26 protein-coding genes and 1 riboswitch are annotated in these 22,586 nt (G+C 46.8%); of the genes, 4 read left to right on the forward strand and 22 right to left on the reverse strand.

The window, feature by feature from the left end; genetic code table 11:
• Positions 1-213 precede the first annotated feature (213 nt).
• The 14 genes from MKZ04_RS12700 to MKZ04_RS12765 form a co-directional block, all read right to left on the reverse strand.
• On the reverse strand, positions 214-1,149 hold the full coding sequence (locus MKZ04_RS12700; protein WP_341046048.1) for a cation diffusion facilitator family transporter: 936 nt from the start codon (positions 1,147-1,149) through the stop codon (positions 214-216).
• 413 nt (positions 1,150-1,562) lie between these two features.
• Entirely contained in the window at positions 1,563-1,946 is a 384-nt protein-coding gene (locus MKZ04_RS12705) for a carboxymuconolactone decarboxylase family protein (RefSeq protein ID WP_031305044.1), read from the reverse strand.
• 93 nt (positions 1,947-2,039) lie between these two features.
• On the reverse strand, positions 2,040-2,870 hold the full coding sequence (metQ, locus tag MKZ04_RS12710) for a methionine ABC transporter substrate-binding lipoprotein MetQ (protein WP_023856213.1): 831 nt from the start codon (positions 2,868-2,870) through the stop codon (positions 2,040-2,042).
• 13 nt (positions 2,871-2,883) lie between these two features.
• Positions 2,884-3,552 (reverse strand): methionine ABC transporter permease, encoded by a 669-nt coding sequence (locus MKZ04_RS12715; RefSeq protein ID WP_003185053.1) that lies wholly within the window; start codon positions 3,550-3,552, stop codon positions 2,884-2,886.
• On the reverse strand, positions 3,545-4,570 hold the full coding sequence (gene metN / locus MKZ04_RS12720) for a methionine ABC transporter ATP-binding protein MetN (protein ID WP_023856214.1): 1,026 nt from the start codon (positions 4,568-4,570) through the stop codon (positions 3,545-3,547). Before metN ends, MKZ04_RS12715 begins: the two co-directional genes overlap by 8 nt.
• 116 nt (positions 4,571-4,686) lie before the next feature.
• Positions 4,687-4,794: riboswitch (SAM riboswitch) on the reverse strand.
• 174 nt (positions 4,795-4,968) lie between these two features.
• Entirely contained in the window at positions 4,969-5,325 is a 357-nt protein-coding gene (locus tag MKZ04_RS12725) for an SCP2 sterol-binding domain-containing protein (protein ID WP_020452875.1), read from the reverse strand.
• A gap of 121 nt (positions 5,326-5,446) precedes the next feature.
• Positions 5,447-5,755 carry a thioredoxin family protein gene (locus MKZ04_RS12730; protein ID WP_023856215.1) on the reverse strand — a complete coding sequence of 103 codons (309 nt, stop codon included), beginning with the start codon at positions 5,753-5,755 and terminating at the stop codon, positions 5,447-5,449.
• Positions 5,756-5,780: 25 nt separating this feature from the next.
• Positions 5,781-6,125 carry a toprim domain-containing protein gene (locus MKZ04_RS12735; RefSeq protein ID WP_023856216.1) on the reverse strand — a complete coding sequence of 115 codons (345 nt, stop codon included), beginning with the start codon at positions 6,123-6,125 and terminating at the stop codon, positions 5,781-5,783.
• A 62-nt stretch (positions 6,126-6,187) separates the two neighbouring features.
• Positions 6,188-6,424: a YusG family protein gene (locus MKZ04_RS12740; RefSeq protein ID WP_020452878.1), complete on the reverse strand. Its 237-nt coding sequence runs from the start codon at positions 6,422-6,424 to the stop codon at positions 6,188-6,190.
• A 60-nt stretch (positions 6,425-6,484) separates the two neighbouring features.
• Positions 6,485-6,868 carry a glycine cleavage system protein GcvH gene (gcvH, locus tag MKZ04_RS12745; protein WP_020452879.1) on the reverse strand — a complete coding sequence of 128 codons (384 nt, stop codon included), beginning with the start codon at positions 6,866-6,868 and terminating at the stop codon, positions 6,485-6,487.
• 61 nt (positions 6,869-6,929) lie between these two features.
• Complete coding sequence (locus MKZ04_RS12750; RefSeq protein WP_020452880.1) at positions 6,930-7,286, reverse strand: arsenate reductase family protein; 357 nt, start codon at positions 7,284-7,286, stop codon at positions 6,930-6,932.
• Between the two features lie 115 nt (positions 7,287-7,401).
• A complete protein-coding gene (locus MKZ04_RS12755) occupies positions 7,402-9,186 on the reverse strand; it encodes an acyl-CoA dehydrogenase family protein (protein ID WP_145654530.1) in 1,785 nt (594 codons plus the stop codon).
• A gap of 19 nt (positions 9,187-9,205) precedes the next feature.
• Positions 9,206-10,381 (reverse strand): acetyl-CoA C-acetyltransferase, encoded by a 1,176-nt coding sequence (locus MKZ04_RS12760; RefSeq protein WP_025809838.1) that lies wholly within the window; start codon positions 10,379-10,381, stop codon positions 9,206-9,208.
• Positions 10,382-10,393: 12 nt separating this feature from the next.
• Positions 10,394-12,784 (reverse strand): 3-hydroxyacyl-CoA dehydrogenase/enoyl-CoA hydratase family protein, encoded by a 2,391-nt coding sequence (locus tag MKZ04_RS12765; protein ID WP_341046056.1) that lies wholly within the window; start codon positions 12,782-12,784, stop codon positions 10,394-10,396.
• A gap of 209 nt (positions 12,785-12,993) precedes the next feature.
• Here MKZ04_RS12765 and MKZ04_RS12770 point away from each other — a divergent pair, with 209 nt between their 5' ends.
• The 3 genes from MKZ04_RS12770 to MKZ04_RS12780 all read left to right on the forward strand — a co-directional run bounded on the left by MKZ04_RS12770 (position 12,994) and on the right by MKZ04_RS12780 (position 13,835).
• Positions 12,994-13,155 carry a YuzL family protein gene (locus tag MKZ04_RS12770; RefSeq protein ID WP_020452884.1) on the forward strand — a complete coding sequence of 54 codons (162 nt, stop codon included), beginning with the start codon at positions 12,994-12,996 and terminating at the stop codon, positions 13,153-13,155.
• A gap of 76 nt (positions 13,156-13,231) precedes the next feature.
• Positions 13,232-13,483 carry a hypothetical protein gene (locus MKZ04_RS12775; protein ID WP_023856221.1) on the forward strand — a complete coding sequence of 84 codons (252 nt, stop codon included), beginning with the start codon at positions 13,232-13,234 and terminating at the stop codon, positions 13,481-13,483.
• Between the two features lie 10 nt (positions 13,484-13,493).
• Positions 13,494-13,835 carry a spore coat protein gene (locus MKZ04_RS12780; RefSeq protein WP_075212655.1) on the forward strand — a complete coding sequence of 114 codons (342 nt, stop codon included), beginning with the start codon at positions 13,494-13,496 and terminating at the stop codon, positions 13,833-13,835.
• 29 nt (positions 13,836-13,864) lie between these two features.
• Here MKZ04_RS12780 and MKZ04_RS12785 read toward each other — a convergent pair whose 3' ends face one another.
• The 5 genes from MKZ04_RS12785 to MKZ04_RS12805 are packed head-to-tail and all read right to left on the reverse strand — an operon-like array spanning position 13,865 to position 17,739.
• Complete coding sequence (locus MKZ04_RS12785) at positions 13,865-14,116, reverse strand: YusU family protein (RefSeq protein WP_020452886.1); 252 nt, start codon at positions 14,114-14,116, stop codon at positions 13,865-13,867.
• The gene (locus MKZ04_RS12790) at positions 14,117-14,857 is read right to left on the reverse strand and encodes an IucA/IucC family C-terminal-domain containing protein (RefSeq protein WP_103750111.1); all 741 of its coding nucleotides are present in this window, start codon (positions 14,855-14,857) and stop codon (positions 14,117-14,119) included.
• Positions 14,850-15,668, reverse strand: a complete 819-nt coding sequence (locus MKZ04_RS12795; protein ID WP_020452888.1) for an ABC transporter ATP-binding protein — start codon at positions 15,666-15,668, stop codon at positions 14,850-14,852. Before MKZ04_RS12795 ends, MKZ04_RS12790 begins: the two co-directional genes overlap by 8 nt.
• Positions 15,669-15,685: 17 nt before the next feature.
• Positions 15,686-16,741, reverse strand: coding sequence for a FecCD family ABC transporter permease (locus tag MKZ04_RS12800; RefSeq protein WP_035400297.1), 1,056 nt, complete (start codon positions 16,739-16,741; stop codon positions 15,686-15,688).
• Positions 16,738-17,739, reverse strand: a complete 1,002-nt coding sequence (locus MKZ04_RS12805) for a FecCD family ABC transporter permease (protein ID WP_328066849.1) — start codon at positions 17,737-17,739, stop codon at positions 16,738-16,740. The genes MKZ04_RS12800 and MKZ04_RS12805 overlap by 4 nt, the downstream gene beginning before the upstream one ends.
• Before the next feature lie 152 nt (positions 17,740-17,891).
• Here MKZ04_RS12805 and MKZ04_RS12810 point away from each other — a divergent pair, with 152 nt between their 5' ends.
• A complete protein-coding gene (locus MKZ04_RS12810) occupies positions 17,892-18,869 on the forward strand; it encodes an ABC transporter substrate-binding protein (RefSeq protein ID WP_020452891.1) in 978 nt (325 codons plus the stop codon).
• A 40-nt stretch (positions 18,870-18,909) separates the two neighbouring features.
• On the opposite strand, the gene MKZ04_RS12815 is transcribed toward MKZ04_RS12810, so the two are convergent.
• The 3 genes from MKZ04_RS12815 to MKZ04_RS12825 all read right to left on the reverse strand — a co-directional run bounded on the left by MKZ04_RS12815 (position 18,910) and on the right by MKZ04_RS12825 (position 22,485).
• Positions 18,910-19,356 carry a YusW family protein gene (locus MKZ04_RS12815; RefSeq protein ID WP_328066850.1) on the reverse strand — a complete coding sequence of 149 codons (447 nt, stop codon included), beginning with the start codon at positions 19,354-19,356 and terminating at the stop codon, positions 18,910-18,912.
• A gap of 79 nt (positions 19,357-19,435) precedes the next feature.
• The gene (locus MKZ04_RS12820) at positions 19,436-21,220 is read right to left on the reverse strand and encodes a M3 family oligoendopeptidase (protein ID WP_341046061.1); all 1,785 of its coding nucleotides are present in this window, start codon (positions 21,218-21,220) and stop codon (positions 19,436-19,438) included.
• 110 nt (positions 21,221-21,330) lie between these two features.
• Positions 21,331-22,485, reverse strand: a complete 1,155-nt coding sequence (locus tag MKZ04_RS12825) for a D-alanyl-D-alanine carboxypeptidase family protein (RefSeq protein WP_026580086.1) — start codon at positions 22,483-22,485, stop codon at positions 21,331-21,333.
• Positions 22,486-22,586 lie beyond the last annotated feature (101 nt).

A 22,586-nucleotide genomic window follows, 5' to 3' on the forward strand; every position in this document is an offset into this window, starting at 1 on the left:
CTCCAATATATATAATCATCATTCTCAATTTATTCTCATTCTAATTTTATAACAAATGAAAAGTGAATACAACAATAGTCTTCCTATCTTTTCGTGTACATGTTCTCAAGTTTAACAAAAAACGTTTTGTTCTTAAAGAGATTGGGACAAGAAAACTTCCCGGACGAGAGATGTGTACCTTACAATCAACAAGCTATAGAAAAACAGCGGGAATTACGAGCGGGAACGGTTTGATCCCAGGCTGCACGATTCATGACGGGAACAGCGCTCCCCTTCTATTTGGACCGTCACATGCTCCACGTTGCATTCTTTCCTTAGATATTTTGATACTTGTTTTAAGATTCTATCCCTGTCACTGTTTTCGTCTGCCACGATATGGCAGCTTAATGACGGCATGTCAGATGAGATCGACCAAATGTGGAGATCGTGAACCTCTCTGACTGACGGAATGGAAAGCAGGCCGTTTTTAAGCGCTTCCGCATCAATGTCTTTCGGTTTTCCTTCCATTAATATATGCACCGAGTCTTTCGTCACCCGCCACCCGCTGACAAGAACCAAAGCCGCGACGGCGGCGCTTGCGATTGGATCGGCGATATTCCAATTGAAGAAAAGCATGAGGAGGCCTGCGATAATCGCGCCGAAAGATCCCAGCATATCACCGATGACGTGCAAAAATGCGCTCCGCATGTTTAAATTCCCGCTTGTGTCGCCTTTCATTAATATCCAGGCTGCAGCAATGTTGACGAACAAACCAACCGTTGCAATCACCAGCATGCCACTGCCGGCGACTTCCGGCGGGCTGAAAAAGCGGTTGTACGCTTCCCAAAAGATATAAAGTGAAATCAAAAGCAAGGTGATGCCATTGATAAACGCAGCCAAAATTTCAAAGCGCCTGTAGCCGAATGTTTTGTTCACAGTTGCGGCCTTTTCCCCAATTTTAAACGCCAAGAGGCTGAAACCAAGCGCTGCAGCGTCGCTGAGCATATGTCCCGCATCCGACAGCAAAGCGAGGCTGTTCGTCAATATCCCACCTATCACTTCAATGATCATAAAAGTAAAAATTAAACCGAAGCTGATGTAGAGCGCTTTTTGATTTGCTGATCGGCTGCCATGGTGGCTGTGACCTGTGTGATCGTGAGAATGAGCCATCATAAATCCTCCTTTTAATATATGATCATATATTCATATTTAAATTTTACCTTTTCCTTCACTTATGGTCAAGCGGATTCTAAAGACATATAGAAGGACGGATTGACATCCGCCCCCCTCGTTTTATCCGATCATGGGTAAATTTGATACGATCTGCTTGCTTTTTTGATGCTGCTCTTCGCGCCTTTTCTCAACTTCAAGCCGGTTCACATGGCTTCTGCTGTACTCCTCGTACCCCATTCCATGCGACTTGTGCATCGCTTTTTCCATTTCGGCCGTGAATTCAAGGTCAAGCTGATCTTGGCTTGAACAAATAATGAATCATCCTTTCAGAGATTTTCTTTCATAGTACCAGTTATATACAAACTCTTCAAAGATGTGTGTGCTTTCAATATGCTTTCACGGATGAAAAATCAATGCTTCATTTGCTGGAATTCTTCCATCGCCTGCAGAACGAGCGTGACAGCTTGGCTCATGGCCGCGCCCCCGCCAAATGCCGCAGTTACGCCGACCGCTTCAAGAATTTCTTCCTCCGACGCTCCGCAATCCAGGCAGCCCTTGATATGATAAATAATGCAATATTCATCCTGTGTATTAACACTGATGCCCAGTGCGATCAGCTGCTTATCCTTTTCGCTGAGCGCGCCTTTTTTAAAGCATTCCTCTGTAAATTCGTTGTATTTGGCGGCAATTCCGGGCATTTTTTCGGAAAAGATGCCGATCCCTGCTTTATATTCATGCAGTGCGGATTCGATAATGCTTTCTGATTCATGCTGATTCACGTTTTGTTCCTCCATTTTCAGTTGGTAGTCTTTTTTTATTATGAGCCTCTTTTCAAAAAATACGCGAAAAAAACCCCGGTTTTCTCCAAAACCGGGGTGTTCTTTCATTTACTCAGAAACAGAAATGACAGAGCCTTCATATTTTTTGTCGATGAACTTTTTAATGTCATCAGAGCGCAATACGTCCATCAGAGCTTTCACTTTGTCAGAATCTTCGTCGCCTTTGCGGACGGCGATGATGTTAGCGTAAGGATTGTCTTTTGGAGACTCAAGCTCGATTGAATCAGTTTTCGGATTGAGCTTGTTTTGGATCGCGTAGTTCACATTGATGAACACTGCGTCAGCTTCATTGGCTTCGTATGCTTTTGCCGTCATTTCAGGCGCCACATCATTTTTGATTTTGAGGTTTTTCTTGTTTTCTGTAATATCTTTTACTGTCGCATCCACTTTTTCAATGCCTGATTTCAGCTTGATCAGTCCGGCATTTTCAAGCATTGCAAGCATGCGGCCCTGTTCAGCGGCGTTGTTGCTCATAATAATTTTTGCACCGTCAGGAAGGTCTTTTAAAGATTTATACTTTTTGGAGTAAATGCCGAATGGCTCAAGGTGTACCGCGCCGACGTTAACAAGATCGTAATCTTTATTTTCTTTCATTTCCTGTTCAAGATACGGGACGTGCTGGAAGTAGTTCGCATCGAGATCTTTCGTTGCAAGCGCCTTGTTGATCAGTTTGTAGTCCGTGAAATTTTTGATTTTAAGCTCATAGCCTTTTTCTTTCAAAAGCGGCTTTGCTTCTTCAAGGATTTCAGCGTGAGGCGTCGGCGTCGCTCCGACTGTGATGACTTTGCTGTCTTTATCCCCTTCGCTGCTGGAAGATCCGCAAGCGGCTAAAACGCCTGCAAAAATGATGAATAAAGCTGTTAATAAACCTTTTTTCATGTTGATGTCCTCCCTAACGTTTGTCTAATTTATTTGTTATAAAATCCCCGATAAACTGGATGATAAACACAATAGCTAAGATGAAAATAGTGGCGATGAGTATAATATCGGGATTGTTCATCTGAAAACCGTTTACATAGGCAAGGTTCCCGAGTCCGCCTGAACCGATTGCTCCGGCCATCGCCGTCGAACCGATCAGTGCAATCGCCGTAACCGTAATGCCAGAGATCAAGGCCGGCATCGATTCGGGCAGGAGCACTTTAAATATGATCGTCGATGTTTTGGCTCCCATCGATTTTGCCGCTTCAATCACGCCCTTATCAACTTCGCGCAAAGCGATTTCAACCAGGCGGGCATAGAACGGAGCGGATGCGATAATCAAAGCCGGAAGTGCGGCGTTCGGCCCCAAGATCGTGTTCATTAAAAACTTTGTGAAACCAAGCAGCAAAATAATCAATATAATAAAAGGAATAGACCTGAACACATTGACGATTGCCGAGATTACACCGTTCACGACTCGATTCTGCCAAATGTTTCCTTTTGAAGTCAGATACAGCAGCATACCGAGAATCACTCCGATGATAAAAGCAAACAATAGGGAAATTCCTGTCATATATATCGTTTCATACGTAGCTTCCCACAGCTGCTCCATATCTACGTTTGGAAACAGTTTTTCAAACATTCGTGATCACCTCTGCTTCTACTTGACGGCTCTTGATGAAATCGACCACATCATTGACCTCGTTTTCATATCCGTCGACATGAATGAACAATGAACCGTATGCGCCGTCCTGAGTTTGCGAGATTTTGCCTTGAAGGATGTTGACTTCAACATCGAACTTCCGAATGATCTGTGTGATCAGCGGCGATTCGGCCGCTTCACCGACGAAGGTGAGCTTGATCGTCCGCCCGGATGTCGTTTCTTCGAGGAAATGCTTCAGCGTTTCCTGTGTTTCCACCGGTTCTGTTACCTGCTGAACAAAGCGCTTTGTCATTTCTTCCTGCGGCTTGAGGAATACGTTCAGCACATCGCCTTCTTCCACGACCTTTCCGTTTTCCATGACGGCCACTCTGTGGCAGATTTTCCTGATGACATGCATTTCATGAGTAATCAGGACAATGGTCAGTCCGAGCCTTTCATTGATATCGGACAGAAGACCCAGGATCGAGTCAGTCGTCTGCGGATCAAGCGCTGATGTCGCTTCATCGCATAAGAGAACTTTCGGATTGTTTGCGAGCGCCCGAGCGATGCCGACGCGCTGCTTTTGGCCTCCGCTAAGCTGTGAAGGGTAGGCATTTTCCTTGCCTTCAAGTCCGACAAGCTTTATCAGTTCAGCGACTCTTTTCAGACGTTTTGCTTTGCTGACACCGGCGATCTCCAGCGGAAACGCAATATTGTCGCGGACCGTTCTTGACCACAATAGGTTGAAGTGCTGGAAAATCATGCTGATTTCCTGCCTTGCATTCCTCAGCTTCTTCCCTTTGATCTCACTGATTGTTCTGCCGGCTACTTCAACCGTGCCTGAAGTCGGCTGTTCAAGTCCGTTCAAAAGACGGATCAAGGAGCTTTTTCCAGCTCCGCTATATCCAATAATTCCGAAGATTTCACCTTTTTTAATCGTAAGGGTGACATCCTGGACAGCATTGACATCTCCATGCTTTGACCGATAAATCTTTGAAACATTTTGAAGATTTATCAAAAGCCATCACCTGCTTTCTTGCTCAATTCTCATAGTTGTCTAAATCCCTGATCAAACAATGAAAAAAGCCTTTCTGCACACATGAGCAGAAAGGCTTTTGAATAGTCTGGGCCTTTCTCTCATCTTTCAAAGCATAACGCTTCGTGTGAATTGGCACCATTTCAACACGTGTTGATGGTTGCCGGGTTTCATAGGGCACTTCCCTCCACCTCTCTGGATAAGAGAATCATATATTTATTTTTTGATTATTATGATCGGAATTCTTAAAGTAGGATATCATGCGAAAAAATAGTTGTCAACTATTTTTCGTAAGACAATCGGCCTACGGCGAAAAGAGACAAACGTAAACGCTCGTCTCTGTCCGACTTATACACGGAATGTGCCGATTTTTCAAATTTTTAAAATGTCTCTGAATAAAGATCGCTGTTTTTAAAAAAGCCGTCTGTCAGCCATAAAATCGCTTCAAGCTTCAATAAAGCTCTGAATGAGCCTTTTACTTGAACAGTGCCGCGCTGTACGAGATGCTGCAATGAAATATCGCCGTGAAGAAGGTCAATAATCTCGCTTTGCTCTCCAAAAAAGGTCAAATGAGCTTTCTCTGCAAGAGAAGATTTTTCCATTTCTCCTTTTTCGTTGATCGCTAACGTAAAAGCTTCTTTCTCGCCTTGAAACGTAATCAGCAAAGCCGTTGTCGATAATAGAGGTTTTAAAAAAAGAGCCTTGTCCTCTCTTTCTATCAATCCCATTTTCTCCAACTGTATAACCTCCTGTAAATTGGTCATACTTACAAATTCTCTGTCTGCCGCAGGAGTTCCTTTAGGAATTGCTCGACAAGTTTTTGCTGGTTATTTCCCGAGAAATATGTCAAAACCGCCCTTAATCCACAACATTTTGTTTAATCGTATCGTATAAGTAGGAAACGGAGTGAAAAGCGTATTCTTTTTTGACGACTTCCCCGTTTTTGTAAAGGATAAAGCATGGAACGCTTTCTATTTCCTGCTGCTTGGCAAATGCCGGGGAATAATTGAGATTGTTTTTATAAAAAGGAATGTCCTTTATCATTTCATCAACGACTTCCAGCATTCTTCCGGCCAGCTGACACGTTCCGCAGAACGGCGTGTATACATATAGAAGACAGGTCTCATGTTCAAGCCGTTTTAGCTCTTTTTCTTGGAGTTCTTGCATCTGTTGAACCGCACCTCAATACATTTTATAATAAATATTTTGTATGTACCCGGATGTTTGAACGAATTAATACTTCTGCAACATGCTGACTCGGGGCGGAAGCGACTTCTTTGTATACCCTATCGATGTATAGATGCGAAGCTTGGGGGAGCTCCCTCGTCAGCTGCCGGCGGAGCTTTTCCCCTGATTCATCGGCATCCACCAGGATATAAACGTCTTTATCAAACAGCGTTTCGGCGAATTCATCTAGTTTTGCCTGGCTGATCGTTCCGTTTGTGCAAATGATATCCACGGGCTCTTCGATGACATGCTTCACTTTTTGCTTATCTGATTTCCCTTCGACGATCATGACTTTTTCATTTTCCGGCATATGGATCACCTTTAAAGATTTACTTGTAAAAAAAGGCAGTGAATGTTCACCGCCTGACTTGATTAACACCAGCCTTGGTGGTCATCACAGTCTACATATTTAGCATCCGGACCGCTTACGGTATCCGCCGTTTTGTAAAATCTCTCATCTTGGAATGAATATCCAGATTTCAACTCGTATTGATCCTTTCCGGTCATTCGGCCGATCAGCTCATTCTCATGGTACAGCTGCATTCCGCCGTTTTTTAATCGGCTTTCCACATGTTCTGTAATATCAATACGTTCTTTTTTCAGCGTCAATTTGGACACCCCCTCTTGATATAGAGTATCCAAACGACACATGGCTATCCTGAATAATCCTTAGTCTTCTTTTATCATGTCCTCATATTGCTCGGCTGTCATCAGATTTTCGATTTCAGAAGCATCGGACGGCTCGACGATAATCATCCAAGCCTTTTCATACGGAGACTCGTTGACGAATTCAGGGCTGTCTTCCAGATCTTCGTTCACTTCGACCACTTTTCCGTTGATCGGGGCATACAGCTCAGAAACGGTCTTTACGGATTCAACGCTGCCAAAAGGCTCGTCCGCTTTGATTTCGTCTCCCACTTCAGGAAGCTCGACAAATACGATGTCTCCAAGTTCGGATTGGGCGAAGTCTGTAATGCCGATTCTGACTTTATCTCCTTCTGTTTTCACCCATTCGTGTTCTTCTGAATAACGCAACTCTTTCGGTGTGCTCATGCTAACCCCTCCATAAAGTGTTTTAATCGATCCTACATTGAAGATATCATATTTTGATGGGTTATAACCAGTATGTCTTAAACTGATCTTCTTTAAAACCGACCGTTACTTTACTGCCGTCTGTCGCAATCGGACGTTTGATCAGCATACCGTCCGAAGCCAGCAGTTCCAGCTGCTCATCTTCAGACATGTTTTGCAGCTTGTCTTTTAAGCCGAGTTCACGGTATTTTTGTCCGCTCGTGTTGAAAAACTTCTTCAATTCAAGCCCGCTTTTCTCGTAGAGCTCTTTCAGTTTTTCCTTGCTTGGCGGCTCTTCTGCGATATGTATCCCATTGATTTCTTTGCCATGGTCTTCAAGCCATTTTTTCGCTTTGCGGCATGTCCCGCATTTCGGATACCAGTAAAAATCCAAAGCCATACATACACACCCCTCTCATTTAATCGAGGTAATTTTAACACAGATCGAATGAAAAACCTAAAACCGTGCTCCATTCTATAACAGCTAAAAACCCCGCCTAAGCAGGGCTTTTCGTTTAAACGATATATTTCTCAGCTTCAAAGACTCCCTTGGCTGCCTGGCGCTTTTTCTCAATGACATTGACAGGCGTAAAGCGCGTCAATTTGCGGAGCGCAGACAGCATCATCCGCAGCGAATCACCTGATTCCATCGCAATGAGCGATTCCTTGGCATGGCTTTCAATTTCCTGAAAGGCAACTTGTGCAAAAATCTGCGTATAAAGAATTTTCTGGGCGTTTTTGTCTTCCCCGGTTGCCTGGATGGCTTTTTCTGTACGCAAAATAGCTGCTTCCATGGCGTAGACCTGGCTGACAATGTCGGCGATATTCACGAGGATTTCCTGCTCCTGGTCGAGCGCTTTTCCATATTTTTGCGCGGCGAGTCCCGCGATCATGAGCGCGATTTTTTTGGCGTTTCTCAGCAGATACTTTTCCTGTTCCAAAACGCCGTCACCTGGTTCTTCAGGCATGAGCATCATCAGTTCTTCCTGAAGCGCCTTCGCTTTCTCAAACAGAGGAAGCTCGCCTTTCATCGCTTTTTTCAAGTATGTGCCCGGGACGATGAGACGGTTGATTTCATTTGTGCCTTCAAAAATCCGGTTGATCCGTGAATCGCGGTAAGCCCGCTCCACTTCGTATTCCTGCATGAATCCGTAACCGCCGTGGATTTGGACGCCTTCATCAACGATATAATCAAGCGTTTCAGATCCAAATACTTTGTTAAGGGAGCATTCGATTGCATATTCAGCGATCGATTTCGCGACCTGGCGCCCGTCTTTTTGCTCTTCTTCGCTCAAGGTGCCCATTTTGTCTTCAAACAGCCCGACCGTACGATAAACAGAGCTTTCCATCGCATAAAGTCTGGCTGACATAGTGGCGATTTTTTCCCCGATTAAGCTGAACTTTGAAATCGGCGTCTTAAATTGCTGGCGCTGATTGGCGTATGAAGCGGACAGCTCGATGACCCGTTTGGAAGCGCCGATTGTCCCGACAGCAAGCTTATAGCGGCCGATATTTAAAATATTGAAGGCGATGACATGCCCTTTTCCCGGTTCGCCTAAAAGGTTTTCTTTCGGAACTTGAACCTGGTCTAAGATGAGCGTACGGGTCGAAGAGCCTTTGATGCCCATTTTTTTCTCTTCAGGCCCTGTGGAAACACCTTCGTAATCTTTTTCCACAATGAAGGCCGAAAAATGCTCGCCGTCTATTTTCGCGTAGACGATGAAAACATCGGCAAAAGCTGAGTTTGTAATCCATTGCTTTTCACCGTTTAATATATAGTGGGTTCCCGCCTCATTCAAAACGGCCGTTGTTTTTGCCCCTAATGCATCAGATCCGGAGCCAGGCTCTGTTAAGGCATAGGCTGCAAATTTTTCCCCTGTTGCAAGGGACGGCAGATACTTTTTCTTTTGCTCCTCGGTTCCGAAAAATACGATCGGAAGCGTGCCGATCCCGACGTGCGCCCCGTACGATAACGAAAAGCTTCCCGCTCTTGAGAATTTTTCGGTAATCAGCGCCGAGCTGATTTTATCGAGCCCGAGTCCGCCATACTCTTCAGGAACGTCAGCACCGAGAAGCCCGAGTTCTCCAGCTTTTTTCAGGAGCCTGACAGAGTGATCGAAATTGTGCTCTTCAATTTCGTCGATGTATGGCAAAACATCTCCGAGAATATAATCTTCAGTCGTTTTGGCGATCATTTTATGTTCATCTGTGAAATCTTCCGGTGTAAACAGCTGATCAGCCGTCACCTCTTCGATCAGAAAGGCTCCGCCTTTTTTCATATGGTCTTTTGTTTGTTCCATTGTTCCATCCCCCTTGTGATTAAACTAATTCGAATACCCCTGCTGCTCCCATACCTCCGCCGATACACATTGTTACAACGCCGAATTGCTCGCTTCTCCGCCGCATTTCGTGGATCAATGTCAGCGTGAGCTTTGTGCCCGTGCAGCCGAGCGGATGTCCGAGCGCAATCGCTCCACCGTTGACATTGACTTTTTCTTCATCGATGCCAAGCGACCTGATCACCTGGATCGCTTGTGATGCAAACGCTTCATTTAATTCGAATAAACCGATATCAGAGAGCTCAAGTCCCGCCATCTTCAGCGCCCTTGGAACAGCTTCAACAGGACCGATGCCCATCACCTCCGGCGGAACGCCGCCGACTGCGAACGAACGGAACCTTGCGAGGGGCTTTAACCCAAGCGCATCCGCTTTTTCTCTGTCCATGATCATCACTGCGGCCGCCCCGTCACTCGTCTGCGATGAATTCCCTGCCGTAACAGAACCGTCCGCCGAAAACGCCGGTTTTAACGTTGACAGAACGTCTTTCGTTGTCCCCGGGCGCACACCTTCATCGGCAGAGAAAGTAAACGTCCGCTCCTTCAGCTTGTGATGGTCATCCACTTCTCTGACGGTGACGTCCACCGGGACGATTTCATCTTCGAACTTTCCTTCCGCGATCGCTTTGGCTGCTTTTTGATGGCTGCTGACGGCAAATGCATCCTGATCATCCCTGGAAACGCCGTATTTAACGGCAACCTGTTCAGCCGTATGGCCCATTCCCATATAATATTCAGGAGCTGTTTCCGCGAGCGCCGCGTTCGGTCTGACGATATGTCCCATCATCGGCACGATGCTCATCGATTCAGCGCCGCCGGCAATGACCGTGTCGGCAGCTCCAAGCATGATTTTTTCGGCTCCGTAAGCGATCGATTGAAGTCCTGAAGAACAATATCTGTTGATCGTAACGGCCGGAACTGTGTGCGGCAGCCCGGCAAGCGCGCCGATATTGCGCGCCATATTCAACCCTTGTTCGGCTTCCGGCGTAGCGCAGCCGATGATTAAATCATCGATATTCCCTTCATAACCGCCAGCTCTTTTCAACGTCTCTCTCACTGCATATGCGCCTAAATCATCGGGACGGACAGTCCTCAATGAGCCTTTTTTTGCTTTTCCGATCGGGGTTCTCGCTCCCGATACAATAACTGCCTCTTTCATTATTTTCCCTCCTTAATTACGCAAAGGTTTGCCTTTTACAAGCATATGCTGCATTCTCGCCTGCGTTTTCGGTTCGCTCACAAGGCTCAGGAAAGCTTCTCTTTCCAAATTGAGCAAGTATTCTTCCGTTACTTCAGCGCCGAACGGAACCCTCCCGCCCGCAATGACAAACGCCAGCTTTTTCGCTATCTTCATGTCGTGTTCAGAGATGGCGCCGGACAGCTTTAACGATTCCGCACCGAGCAGGAGCGCCGCATAGCCGGTTTCGCCTGTCACCGGAACTTTCTTTTTCACCGGCGGACGGTAGCCGCTTTCGGAAAGTGTCAGGACGAGTTTTTTAGCATCGTATAACAAGTGATCCTGGTTGATGCTAATTTGATCCTCTGCGGTTAAGATGTTCAGCTCTTTCGCTTCATGAGCCGAAGTCGACGTTTTTGCAAGAGCAATTGTCTCAAACGTTTTGATGGCGGCCTCCTGGATATCCGGTTTAACGCCTTCAGGCAGCCCCTGCAAGTAGTTTAAATAAAGCTCTTTATTGCCTCCGCCGCCCGGAATCAGGCCGACGCCTGTTTCAACGAGGCCCATGTATGATTCACTTGAAGCTTGAACACGGGCTGCAGGCAGACAAAGCTCAGTCCCTCCGCCAAGCGTCATCCCGAACGGAGCAGCGACGACCGGCTTGGTACTGTATTTCACTTTCATCATCGTCTCCTGGAACTGACGGATGATCATGTCAATTTCCATATAGTTGTCGTCTTGGGCTTCCATCAGCATCATCGCAAGATTGGCTCCGACGCAGAAATTTTTGCCCTGGTTGCCGATCACAAGTCCTTTATAATTGGCATCTACTTCCTCAAGAGCGAATTTGAGCATTTGGATGATGTCGAGGCCGATTGCATTGCTTTTCGAATGAAATTCGAGCAGTGCGACATCATCGCCTAAATCGATCAAACTTGCCCCGCTGTTTTTCTTGATGACGCCTTTTGTTTCTTTGAGTGACGACAAATGGATCGTTCTCTTGTTTTCTTGAAGCGCCCTGTATTCGCCGCTTTCAAAACAGTAGCAGAACGTCTTTCCGTTTTCTCTAAGGTAGAAGGTCTCATGTCCTTTTGCGAGCATTTCCTTCACCCAGTCCGCGACTTTCCAGCCCTCTGCTTCAAGCTTTTGCACCGCGTTTTTCACACCGATGCTGTCCCACATTTCAAACGGACCTTCTGACCAGCCGAACCCCCATTTCATCGCCTGATCAATCGCCGTTATGCTGTCAGCGATTTCCCCTGTCAGCTCAGCCGAATAGACAAGCGTCGGAGCTGTCATGTTCCAAAGAAGGCTTCCCGCTCTGTCATCTGAATAAATAAGCGCTTTCAATCTCGCTCCTGCGCCTTTCATTTGCTTGGCCGCTTCAAGTCCCGATGTTTTTAATGTTTGGCGTTTGCTGTAGGTCATCGTCATCGGATCGAGCTCAAGGATGTCTTTTCCTTCTTTTTTGTAAAAACCTTGTTTCGCTTTGCTTCCGATCCAGCCTTTTTCGAGCATTTGTTCAATAAATTCAGGCAGCCGGAAAACGTTTTTTTCTTCGCCAGTGACTTGGTTATAGACATTTTTGGCAACGTGCGAAAATGTATCAAGCCCGACGACATCTAGCGTTCTGAAAGTTGCGCTTTTCGGGCGTCCGATCAGCGGGCCTGTAATCGAATCGACTTCGCCTATCGTGTAGCCGCCTTTCAGCATTTCCTGAACCGCCACAAGCAAGCCGTAGGTTCCGATGCGGTTGGCGATAAAGTTTGGCGTGTCTTTCGCTTCAACAACCCCTTTGCCAAGGACGTCTTCGCCGAATTTCTTCATAAAATCCAGCACTCCGGGATCCGTTTCATCAATCGGAATCACCTCAAGCAGCTTTAAATAGCGGGCCGGGTTAAAAAAGTGCGTTCCTAAAAAGTGCTTTTTAAAATCAGCGGACCTTCCCTCCGCCATCTGCCTGACGGAGATGCCTGATGTATTGCTGCTGACGATGCTTCCGTGTTTTCTGTATTGATCGACCTTTGAAAACACTTGCTTCTTGATCTCCAGGTTTTCGACAACCACTTCAATAACCCAGTCGGCATCTTTAATTTTTTCAAAATCGTCTTCCATGTTCCCTGTGCTGATACGGCTGATATTCTTCTTCGAAGTAAGCGGAGCCGGTTTTTGCTTTAGCAGCTTTTGTACGGCTGACTGTGCCAGCCGGTTGCGCACATCCGGGTCTTCAAGGGTGCGGCCTTTTTTTCTTTCCTCATCTGTTAATTCACGCGGCACCATATCGAGCAGTAACACAGGAATCCCGATATTGGCTAAGTGAGCCGCGATTCCGGAACCCATTACACCGGAACCGATAACGGCGGCTTTACGAATATGCTTGACCATGAAAGATCCTCCCCTACTTTGAATGAATACTCATTCATTTTTGCTCCAAAAAAATAAACTCTCCTGTCTTCTTTCATCTTAAAAGATTTTGGAAGCGAGTTCAATAACTTGGTGCAAAATTTCTGAAATTTTTTCAGCGGGTATTATTTTGCCGCGGTTACATGTTTCCCCGCTTTTGGGACAAACCAATAGAGAGGGAGGTGAAGGCCTTGGTACGTGAAAGAAAAAATCCATCTTCAGCCGCAGTCAGCGCCGCAAGCATAAAAGGCAATGCAGGTCCGGATTATAAAAAGGCGGATGCGGGCGGAAAACGGACAAGCCAAAACCAGCAATATAAAAAGCATAATATGGATGTTCCTGAAGATCACTAAGCCCCCTTTAAGCAGCCGGTATAAATTTCCGCTGTGTTAGGAAATCTAAAAATAAACGCTAAAAGGAGGCAGACTCATGCAGCAACAGCAAGGAATGACAACACCGCCGCCAGTCATTTCAACAAAGGATCATCTGTATTTGCAGGATATGCTGAACTGGAACTTGCTCGCAATGAAAAAAGCGCATTTTATGGCGGACCAGTGCCAGGATCAGTCTCTTAAAACAGAACTCGACAGGGTCGGACAAATGCACCATCACCATTACAATGTGATATTGGAGCAGCTTCGTCAAAATCAAACGCAAAACCCGTCAGCATACATGCAATAGGAGGTTAATGATGAATCAGCAAAACCAACAGAAAATCGGCAATCAGGAAACTCCTGTCCCGAAAACGAGCACGATGAATGACAGGGATTTTGTCAACGAACTGCTGACAACCGAAAAATACATGACGGCAGCATACTCGACAGCGCTTAATGAATTAAGCCATGAGTCGCTTTACCAAGCTGTTCAGCCGCTGTTTAACGAGGCGCAAAACGTACAGCGCAGATTGTACCAGGTGATGTTTCAAAACGGATGGTACAAGGTGGAGGCAGAAGATGCCCAGAAAATCCAGCAGTCTTATCAGCAGTTCCATTCTACATTGCAAGACCAGTCGCCATATCAGCAAAACCAATAAACAAAAAATAAGCAGAGGAGTCTCCCTGCTTATTTTTTTTGATTAGCCGCTCGGTGCGCTTCATTTCGTTCTTTAATTTGGCGGATTACTTCTTTTATCTCCTGCTTCGCATCCGGATAAGCTCCGTTCCAATGCTTGGCGAGGGGCGGCATGCTTTTGGCGATATGGCTGTAGATGATCCACATCTTCACCTGTTCTTTCAGTTCTTCGTCCGTTTCGCCTAAAAGCAGCTCCGTATATTTCTCAACAAGTCCATCCAGCTGCTCCTTTAGTTTTTCCACTCACGACACCCTTTCTTTACGTTTATTTCTCGGGCATGTCCTGCATTTGACACCGTTTTTGTCTGTTGCATAATACAGACAGCAAGTCGTCCGTGTCCGGTCCTCCGCATGCTGTCCGGGATAAAACCTTTTGAGAGGGTTTTCGTCCGCCCCTTCTTCAAAAAGACCGGGCTCAGCTTCATAAAGAAGAAAATGAAAATCTTGCGCCGCCCGCGCCTTGAGTTTCGGATCTTCCAGAAGCGTGTCATACATCCAATACAGATATACGGCAATATTTTCCCAAAGAATATGCTTTGAAATCGAAAATACCCGCCGACAGGCCGCGATCAGGCCGCCAAGGTGGCACCTGAAGATATCCTCAGTCAATCTTTTCAGTTCTTCGGTGCGATCCGCTTCGATAAGCTCAGCACCTTTGTGAAAATAAAACGACGGCATCCACCCTCGATCATCGGCTTCTATCTCCCATGACACGGAAGCAGGAGCGGTTGGCAAGCGCTTTCCCCAAACCGTAAACAGATAGAAATGCAGCGCAGCCAGCATCCCACTGCGCTTGACGAGCATTGAAGCCGCAACTTTTTGATTCGGAGCGTTCAGCCTGTCTTTAATATCTTCTACATAACGTTCTAAAAAATCCTCATCAAGGAGCTTGTTTCCTTTAACAGAGAATAAGGAGCCGGTCTGCTTCGTTCCAAGGCGAAAACGAAGCAATGACTCAAGCTCCTCTTTTGTTAAATTAAGCATGGGACTGAACCACTTGCTGGACGATGCATCTTCCTCTTCCGTACGGAATGCAATGCGGCGTGCCGAAAAGCGGATCTTTCGTCACTTCGCAGTCCATTTCAAAAACGTCCTGCACAAGCTTGCAGTTGATAATGGATTCAGGCCGGCCTTCGGCATATATCTTTTTATCTTTAATCGCGACGAGGTGGTGAGCGTAGCGGCAGGCAAGGTTCAAATCGTGCAGCACCATCACGATCGTGCGCTTTTCGTGTTCATTTAATTCAAACAAAAGGTCCAGAATTTCAATTTGATGCGTCATATCCAAGTATGTCGTTGGTTCATCCAGTAATATGATATCCGTTTCCTGGGCGAGCGTCATCGCGATCCAGGCGCGCTGCCGCTGGCCTCCTGACAAGGAATCGACTGTGCGCTCAGCCAGTTCTTCCATTCTTGTCGCTTTCAAAGCCTTTTGCACGGCCTCTTCATCTTCCGCCGACCATTGCTTCAGCCAGTTTTGGTAAGGGTACCGCCCCTGCTTAACGAGCTGGAGAACGGTCAGGCCTTCCGGAGCCGAAGGGCCTTGAGGCAGAATGGCCAGCTCCTTTGCCACTTCTTTCGTGGGAAGTTTGGCGATGGAGCTGCCTTCGAGAAGCACTGAACCGCCCTTTGGCTTCATCAAACGTGCGAGAGACCGAAGGAGAGTCGACTTACCGCAGCCGTTGCTGCCGATAAATACGGTGATTTCACCTTTTGGGATCGTTAAGTTTAACTCATCAATAATGATTGTTTCTCCATAACCTAAGCTTAACGTTTCTGTTGAAATGGCACTCATAAATGAAATCTCTCCTTTTATTGGTTTCTGCTTTTATACAGCAAGTAGATAAAGTAAGGGGCGCCGATCGCTGCAGTAAACACACCGGCAGGCACTTCAACGGGAGAAAAAAGCGTGCGTCCGATGATGTCGGCAATCAGCACAAGCAATCCTCCGATCAGCGCTGCAACCGGCAAGAGGGCGCCGAATGATGAACCGACAAGCCTTCTTGCGATATGCGGGGCCATCAAACCGACAAATCCGACGGTTCCGGCAAAGGCAACGGCAATTCCGGCAAAAGCCGTGCTCAGCAGAAGGAGCAAAAAGCGGTTCCGCTGAACCGAGCTGCCCGCTCCTGTCGCCAGTTCTTCACCAAGCGTCTGAATGTTGACGTTTCTGGCGGCGGCTGCGGATATCAGCAAAAGGACAAGCGCAGCCGGCATTAAAATATTCACATCCTGCCAGTTCGATCCATATACTGATCCGGTAATCCAGACGTTCGCCTGAGACATTCTGTATATCGGTCCTTTTATCATAAACAATGTCGTTAGCGACTGGGCAAGCATCGAAAATCCGATTCCGATCAAAACGAGCCTGAAAGTCGAAGAGCCGTTTTTATATGAAAGAAAATAAACGAGCATTCCGGCGAGAGCCGCGCCGATAAATGCGGCAACCGGGAGCCAGCTGATGCTGACCGTAAGCGCATTGTTTTTATTGGAAAACAGCATTAAAAACAAGACAACGGCGACTGAAGCCCCGCCGGTCACACCGATAATATCCGGCGAAGCGAGCGGATTGCGGATCAAACCCTGAAGGATCGATCCGGCTGCCGCCAGACAGATTCCGGCAAACAGAGCGACCAAAATCCGCGGCATCCTGAAGGACATAATGATCAGGTCATCGCCCGGATCCCCCATGCCCAAAAACGTTTTCGCGACGGCGCCCGGAGAAATAAAACGTTCACCGATGCCGGCGCTGAGGATGACTGCACAAGCCGTCAACACCAATAGGATCACGAACGAAAACAGCGCTTTTTTGCCGATCAACAATGAAATGCCGCCTTTTCCGATTCTCAGCGTGCGGTAATTTTTCATTTTTGGAACCCCCTTCTCGCGATATAGACAAAAATGGGTGTCCCAATGATGGCTGTCATGACGCCGACAGGCACTTCTTCAGGCATAATCAGGTACCTTGCGCCAATGTCTGCGGTTACAAGCAGGATGGCTCCCAGCACGGCACAGTACGGAAGAACCCAGCGATGGTCGTGGCCGACGATAAATTTTGCAAAATGCGGGATAACAATACCGATAAAACCGATCGGCCCGGCGACGGCGACAGATCCCCCGGCAAGCAGGATAATCGAAACCGCCATCAACGCTTTGATCAGCCACGTTTTCTGGCCGAGGCTTTTTGCCACTTCCTCTCCCATCGTTAAGACATTGATTTTCGCCCCGAGTAAAAAGCTGATGATGAATGCCGGCACGATATATGGAAGGACGGAGACCAAGAGGCTGAGGTCGCGCCCCTGGACAGAGCCCGCAAGCCAAAACAGCGCCTGCTCAAGAGCTGCTTCATTAACGGAAAGCATGCCTTGCGTCAATGATGAGAACAGCGCTGACATCGCCGCCCCTGCAAGCGTCAGCTTGACCGGCGTCAGCCCTTCCCTTCCGAGAGAGCCGACAAAATAGACGACAAGCGCGGCAAACGCTGCACCAAAAAACGAGATCCATGCAATCGTCTGAAGCGAACTGACGTGATAGAAAAACAGCGCTCCAACAACAAAGAAACCGGCACCCGCGTTCACGCCGAAAATTCCCGGGGAAGCAAGCGGGTTTTTGGTCATCGCCTGCATTAAAGCGCCGGCAACTCCGAGGGAAGCGCCGACAGTTGCAGCAATCAGCGCGCGCGGCAAACGCACGTTTTTGATGACAAGATGTTCATTAGAGCCGCTGAAGCCGGTAAAAGCCTTGTAGGCCATCGACCATGACGTATTCGTATAACCGTATACGATACTAGCGCAAACGGCGGCAACCAGCACCAAAATAAAAGACAGTAGTGCGATTGTTCTATATTTATTCGTTCTTAAGAGCATAAATTAAAATTCTCCTAGTTTGACTGAAACATCTACTGGTTATTGTATCAGATAACATTGATCTTGAAAATCATTTTCAATTAACAATTGACAAAATTCTGATCAAAAATTATGATCAGGATGAATGACTTACATACCTAAGGAGGACACACATGAAGAGATGGTCAATTGTTGGATTTATCGCTTTGTTAGCGATTTCAATTCTTGCAGCCTGCGGCGGAGGCAAGGATGACTCTGCAAAGGGCGGAGAGAATAAAGATACGATCACCGTTAAACACGCAATGGGTACGGAAGAACGAGTGCCTGCAGACCCAAAAAGAGTCGTCGTCCTGACAAATGAAGGAACCGAAGCGCTTTTGGAACTCGGAATCAAACCTGTGGGTGCAGTCAAATCCTGGACAGGCGATCCTTGGTATAAGCATATTCAAGCCGATATGAAAGGCGTTAAGCAAGTCGGGCTCGAAGGCGAACCGAATATCGAAGCGATAGCCGAGCTAAAGCCTGATTTAATCATCGGGAATAAAATGAGACATGAAAAAATCTACGACAAGCTTGAAAAAATTGCTCCGACTGTCTTCTCTGAAACGCTGCGCGGCGAATGGAAAGACAACTTCTCCCTCTACGCGAAAGCGGTAAACAAAGAGGAAAAGGGCAAAGAAGTTTTAGAAGATTTCGATAAAAAAGTCAGCGAATTAAGCGACAAGCTCGGTGACCAGAAAAAGAAACGGGTGTCGGTTGTCAGATTTATGGCCGGCCAATCAAGGATTTACTATAAAGATTCTTTCCCGGGAATCATCTTGGATCAGCTCGGTTTTAAGTATCCGGAAAAACAGGAAAAACTGTTTGAAAAACAAGACGACAAATTTGTTTTTATGACGGAAAATAAAGAATCGATCCCTGAAATGGATGGGGATGTCCTGTTCTATTTCACATATAAACCTGCCGAAAGCAAAACAGAGGCCGAAACATGGCAAAACGATTGGACAAGCGATCCGCTTTGGAAAAAATTGAACGCTGTCAAAACCGGAAACGCCCACGAAGTCGACGATGCGATCTGGACGACGGCCGGCGGTGTTAAAGCAGCGTATCTGTTCCTTGATGACATCGAAAAATACTTTTTAAAATCGTAAGCAAAAAAGAGCATTTCCGCCGTTGGAAATGCTCTTTTGTTTATTTTCCGTGATAGATTCTTGACGTACCATCCGGCCATTTCACCCGCAGATGAAACAGGTCATATCGCTCATCAAGATTGAAAGCCTCGAGCACATTGCTGATCACGTCCTGCTTTGAATCGGATTTGGCGATCGAAAGCTCGCTTAAAACCATTTTCATTTCGTTTAAAGCTTCTTCCCCTTCGCGGTCCGCTCCGTTCAGGTGGTCTTTAATCGATGCTTCTTCCCGCTCCTGTTTGTCGTATACGGCTGTAAACGAATTGTGCTTTCCACGGCCATAGTTCACTTCCAATGCAAATGCAGCGTAAGGCACGCTTTCCACATCTGAAACAGGAGCGTTATCGGGAACGGCCTCCTTGCCTTCGGCATGTTCTTCCGCTATTGAACGGCAGCCGGTCATCAGGATCATGACGAGAGCGATAACGGCTATCCGAAATAGGTTCATACCGTTCATCTCCTCTATGCACATTATCCTTAGCTATGTCCACTTTGCGGAAACTCATTCAATCTCTCAGCGGAAGCCTTTATATCATCTCTAACAATGCTTCTGCATCACGGACAGCCGGCTGAATGGCCGCTTCCCAGAAATCCCGCTTCGTCAGATCGGCGCCGAGATGCTTCATCGCCAGTTCCTCAACAGACATGGAGGCTGTATCTTTTAAGAGCGCGATATATTTTTCTTCAAACGCAGCCCCCTCTTTCAGCGCTTGCGCGTAAATGCCAAGCGAAAACAAGTAGCCGAACGTATAAGGAAAATTGTAGAACGGGACAGACGTAATATAAAAATGAAGCTTTGATGCCCAAAAATACGGATGATACTCGCCAAGCGCGCCGCAAAACGCTTCTTTCTGAGCTTCTTCCATCAGCTCGTTCAGTCTTCCGGCGGATACGACGCCGTTTTTTCGTTCATCGTAAAAGCGGGTTTCAAATAGAAACCTCGCGTGAATGTTCATAAAAAAGGCGACGCTTCGCTGGACTTTATCTTCCAGAAGGACGAGTTTTTCTTCGTCTGAACCGGCTTGTTTTAATGCCGCATCAGCCACGATCATTTCTGCAAAAGTAGACGCGGTTTCCGCCACGTTCATCGCGTACGCCCTGTTTAGCGGTCTGACGTCCAGCATGGATTCCTGATGAAAGGCATGGCCAAGCTCATGCGCCAGCGTGGAAACGTTTGACTGGCTTCCTGCAAATGTCATAAATATTCTCGATTCCCCGCTGTCAGGAAAATTGGCGCAAAAGCCGCCCGGGCGTTTGCCTCCCCTGTCCTCAGCTTCAACCCATCTGTCTCTGAGCGCTTTTTCGGCAAAGGAGGAGAGCTTTTCTCCAAACGTTTTAAACTGCCCGGTAATAAAAGCGGCTGCCTCTTGATACGAATATTCCTTTGCCGCTGAACCGATCGGCGCTTCGACGTCATACCAGCTCAGTTTATCCAGCCCAAGCATAGACGCCTTCCGGGAAAGATAGTCTGCAAACGGCTTTTTATGATCAATAATGACCTGCCACATGACATCAAGGGTTTCCTGCTTCATGCGATTGATGTCCAGGGGTTCTTTTAATACATTGTCCCAGCCTCTCGCCTCATAGACGTTCAGTCTGAAACCGGCGAGGTGATTCAGCGCGCTGCTGAGCAAATCAGCGTGCTGTTCCCAGCCGTGGTCCAAATTTTCCGATACGGAGCGGCGGATCTTTCTGTCAGGTTTAGATGTCAGGTTCTGCGCCTGTCCGACAGACAGAATTTTCGTCTCGCCATCTTCTTCATACGGGATTTGAATTTGGTCGACGATGCTGTCGTACATATCGCCCCAAGCATGATATCCGTCAACAGACAAACCTTGAATCAATGTTTCCTGTTCGGTACCAAGCTTTTCCGTTACCCGCTCCCTTCTCTCATTCAAAATATAAGCGATATCGGAAATGCCTTCTTCTTGAAGGATCGCTTCCCATTCTTCATTTGAGACAACGGCAAATTTGCTGTCAAGCACGACCAGCGCCTTCTGAGCATCGGCAGCGAGCTGGGTGACCTCAAAATTAAGGGCATTCGCCTTTAAATCCGCGGTGTCCTGCGCTTGGAGACATCCGACAAAAGCGTCTGCTTCGCGGATTTTAACATCAATTGTTTCAAAAAGCGCGAGTGTTTCCTTCAATTCATCAAGACCGCTTTTTGAGACGGTAAGAGCCTCGGCAGAGCGTTTAAAAGTTGAAAGCAGCGCTTTAATTTCATTTAAATATTGACGGAACTCGACGGAGCCGCTCCCGCCTTTAAAGAAAACCTCGAGATCCCACGTATCTTTAAGTTGATGAAATGTCATTGTTCCCGTCCCCTTTCATTGGCTTGTTTCCATTATAAGATAAATTTGGCTTTTCAGGGCAAATAAAAAACGGCCGGCTTGTGAGCCGGCACGCCTCTTCCCTGATCATATTACAGCTGCCTCATCCGTTTGACCGCATAGCTGGCCGTCAATAAACCGATTAGGCCGAACACAAATAAATACAATCCGCCTTTACTTTGCGGCGGGCCTTGAACAGCATCTGTGCCGCTTGATATTTCCGCGCTGAATGGTTCTGCGATTTGCAGGGCCTGAAGCAGCCTGCCGTCCTCCCCTTTAATGTTCAGAATTCCGTCGCTGTCTACATTTTCACTTAGGGCTTCGCCTTTCTTTTTCGTCACGTATAAAGGGTTTTTCAGTTCATGGCTTGTCCCGTTCTGGTCGGTAAACGCCTCTCCCTTTTTGAGTTCTTGTGTCTCGTAATTGTGAAATCCTTCATCCAGAAGCGTTTTTGTATCGCTGTACATCATTTTCTTGCTATCGGCCTTCATGATGACGGCGATTAAATTAAGGCTGCCCCGTGTTGCCGTTGTGACAAGGGTATGCTTTGATTCATCCACAAATCCAGTTTTGCCGCCGGTTATTCCTTTGTAAGGAATCTCACCTGTCAGCATTCGGTGATGGTTTTTCAGCGTCGTGTCCCACGTCTGTCCGTGCCATGACGTTTGCTTTTCCGAAAAAAGCGCTCGAAACGTTTTGTTTTTCATTGCGTACTCGGTAATTCTCGCCATGTCGGCGGACGTCGTATAATGATTTTTGTCAAACAGTCCGTGAGGATTCACAAAATGAGTGTCATGCACTCCGGCATGCTCAGCAATAAACGCGTTCAAATCATCCGCAAACTGTTTCACGCTTCCGCTGACATGTTCGGCGATCGCCGTTCCGGCGTCATTTCCCGAATTCATCAGCAGCCCTTGGAGCAGCCGTTTTAATGGAACCGACTCCCCCGCTTCCAGATATACGCTTGATCCTTCCGTTTGAGCAGCATTTTTGCTGACTTTCACACGATCTTCTAGATTTCCGTTTTCTATTGCATAAATCGCCGTGGCAATTTTTGTAATGCTGGCCGGGTACATTTTTTTGCGGCTGTTTTTTTCATAGAGAACCTGCCCCGATTTCCCATCGATCAATATGGCGGAAACACTTTTAATTTCCGGTTTGTTTTTTTCTCCTGCTTGAGCCGAGCTATGAAAAAACAGCGTCAGACATAGTACAATAATGAACAGGAGGGATCGTTTAACATTCATTGTGTCACGCTGCCTTCTTTCTCTCTTGCGTTTTTTTATAAAAAATAGGTCTTTTAGCACTTTTTAAATTTTAGCAATGATAAACTGCCGCTGACAAGCCT

The sequence above is a fragment of the Bacillus sp. FSL W7-1354 genome (genome assembly GCF_038002405.1).
In the GTDB taxonomy this organism is placed as follows: Bacteria; Bacillota; Bacilli; order Bacillales; family Bacillaceae; genus Bacillus; species Bacillus paralicheniformis.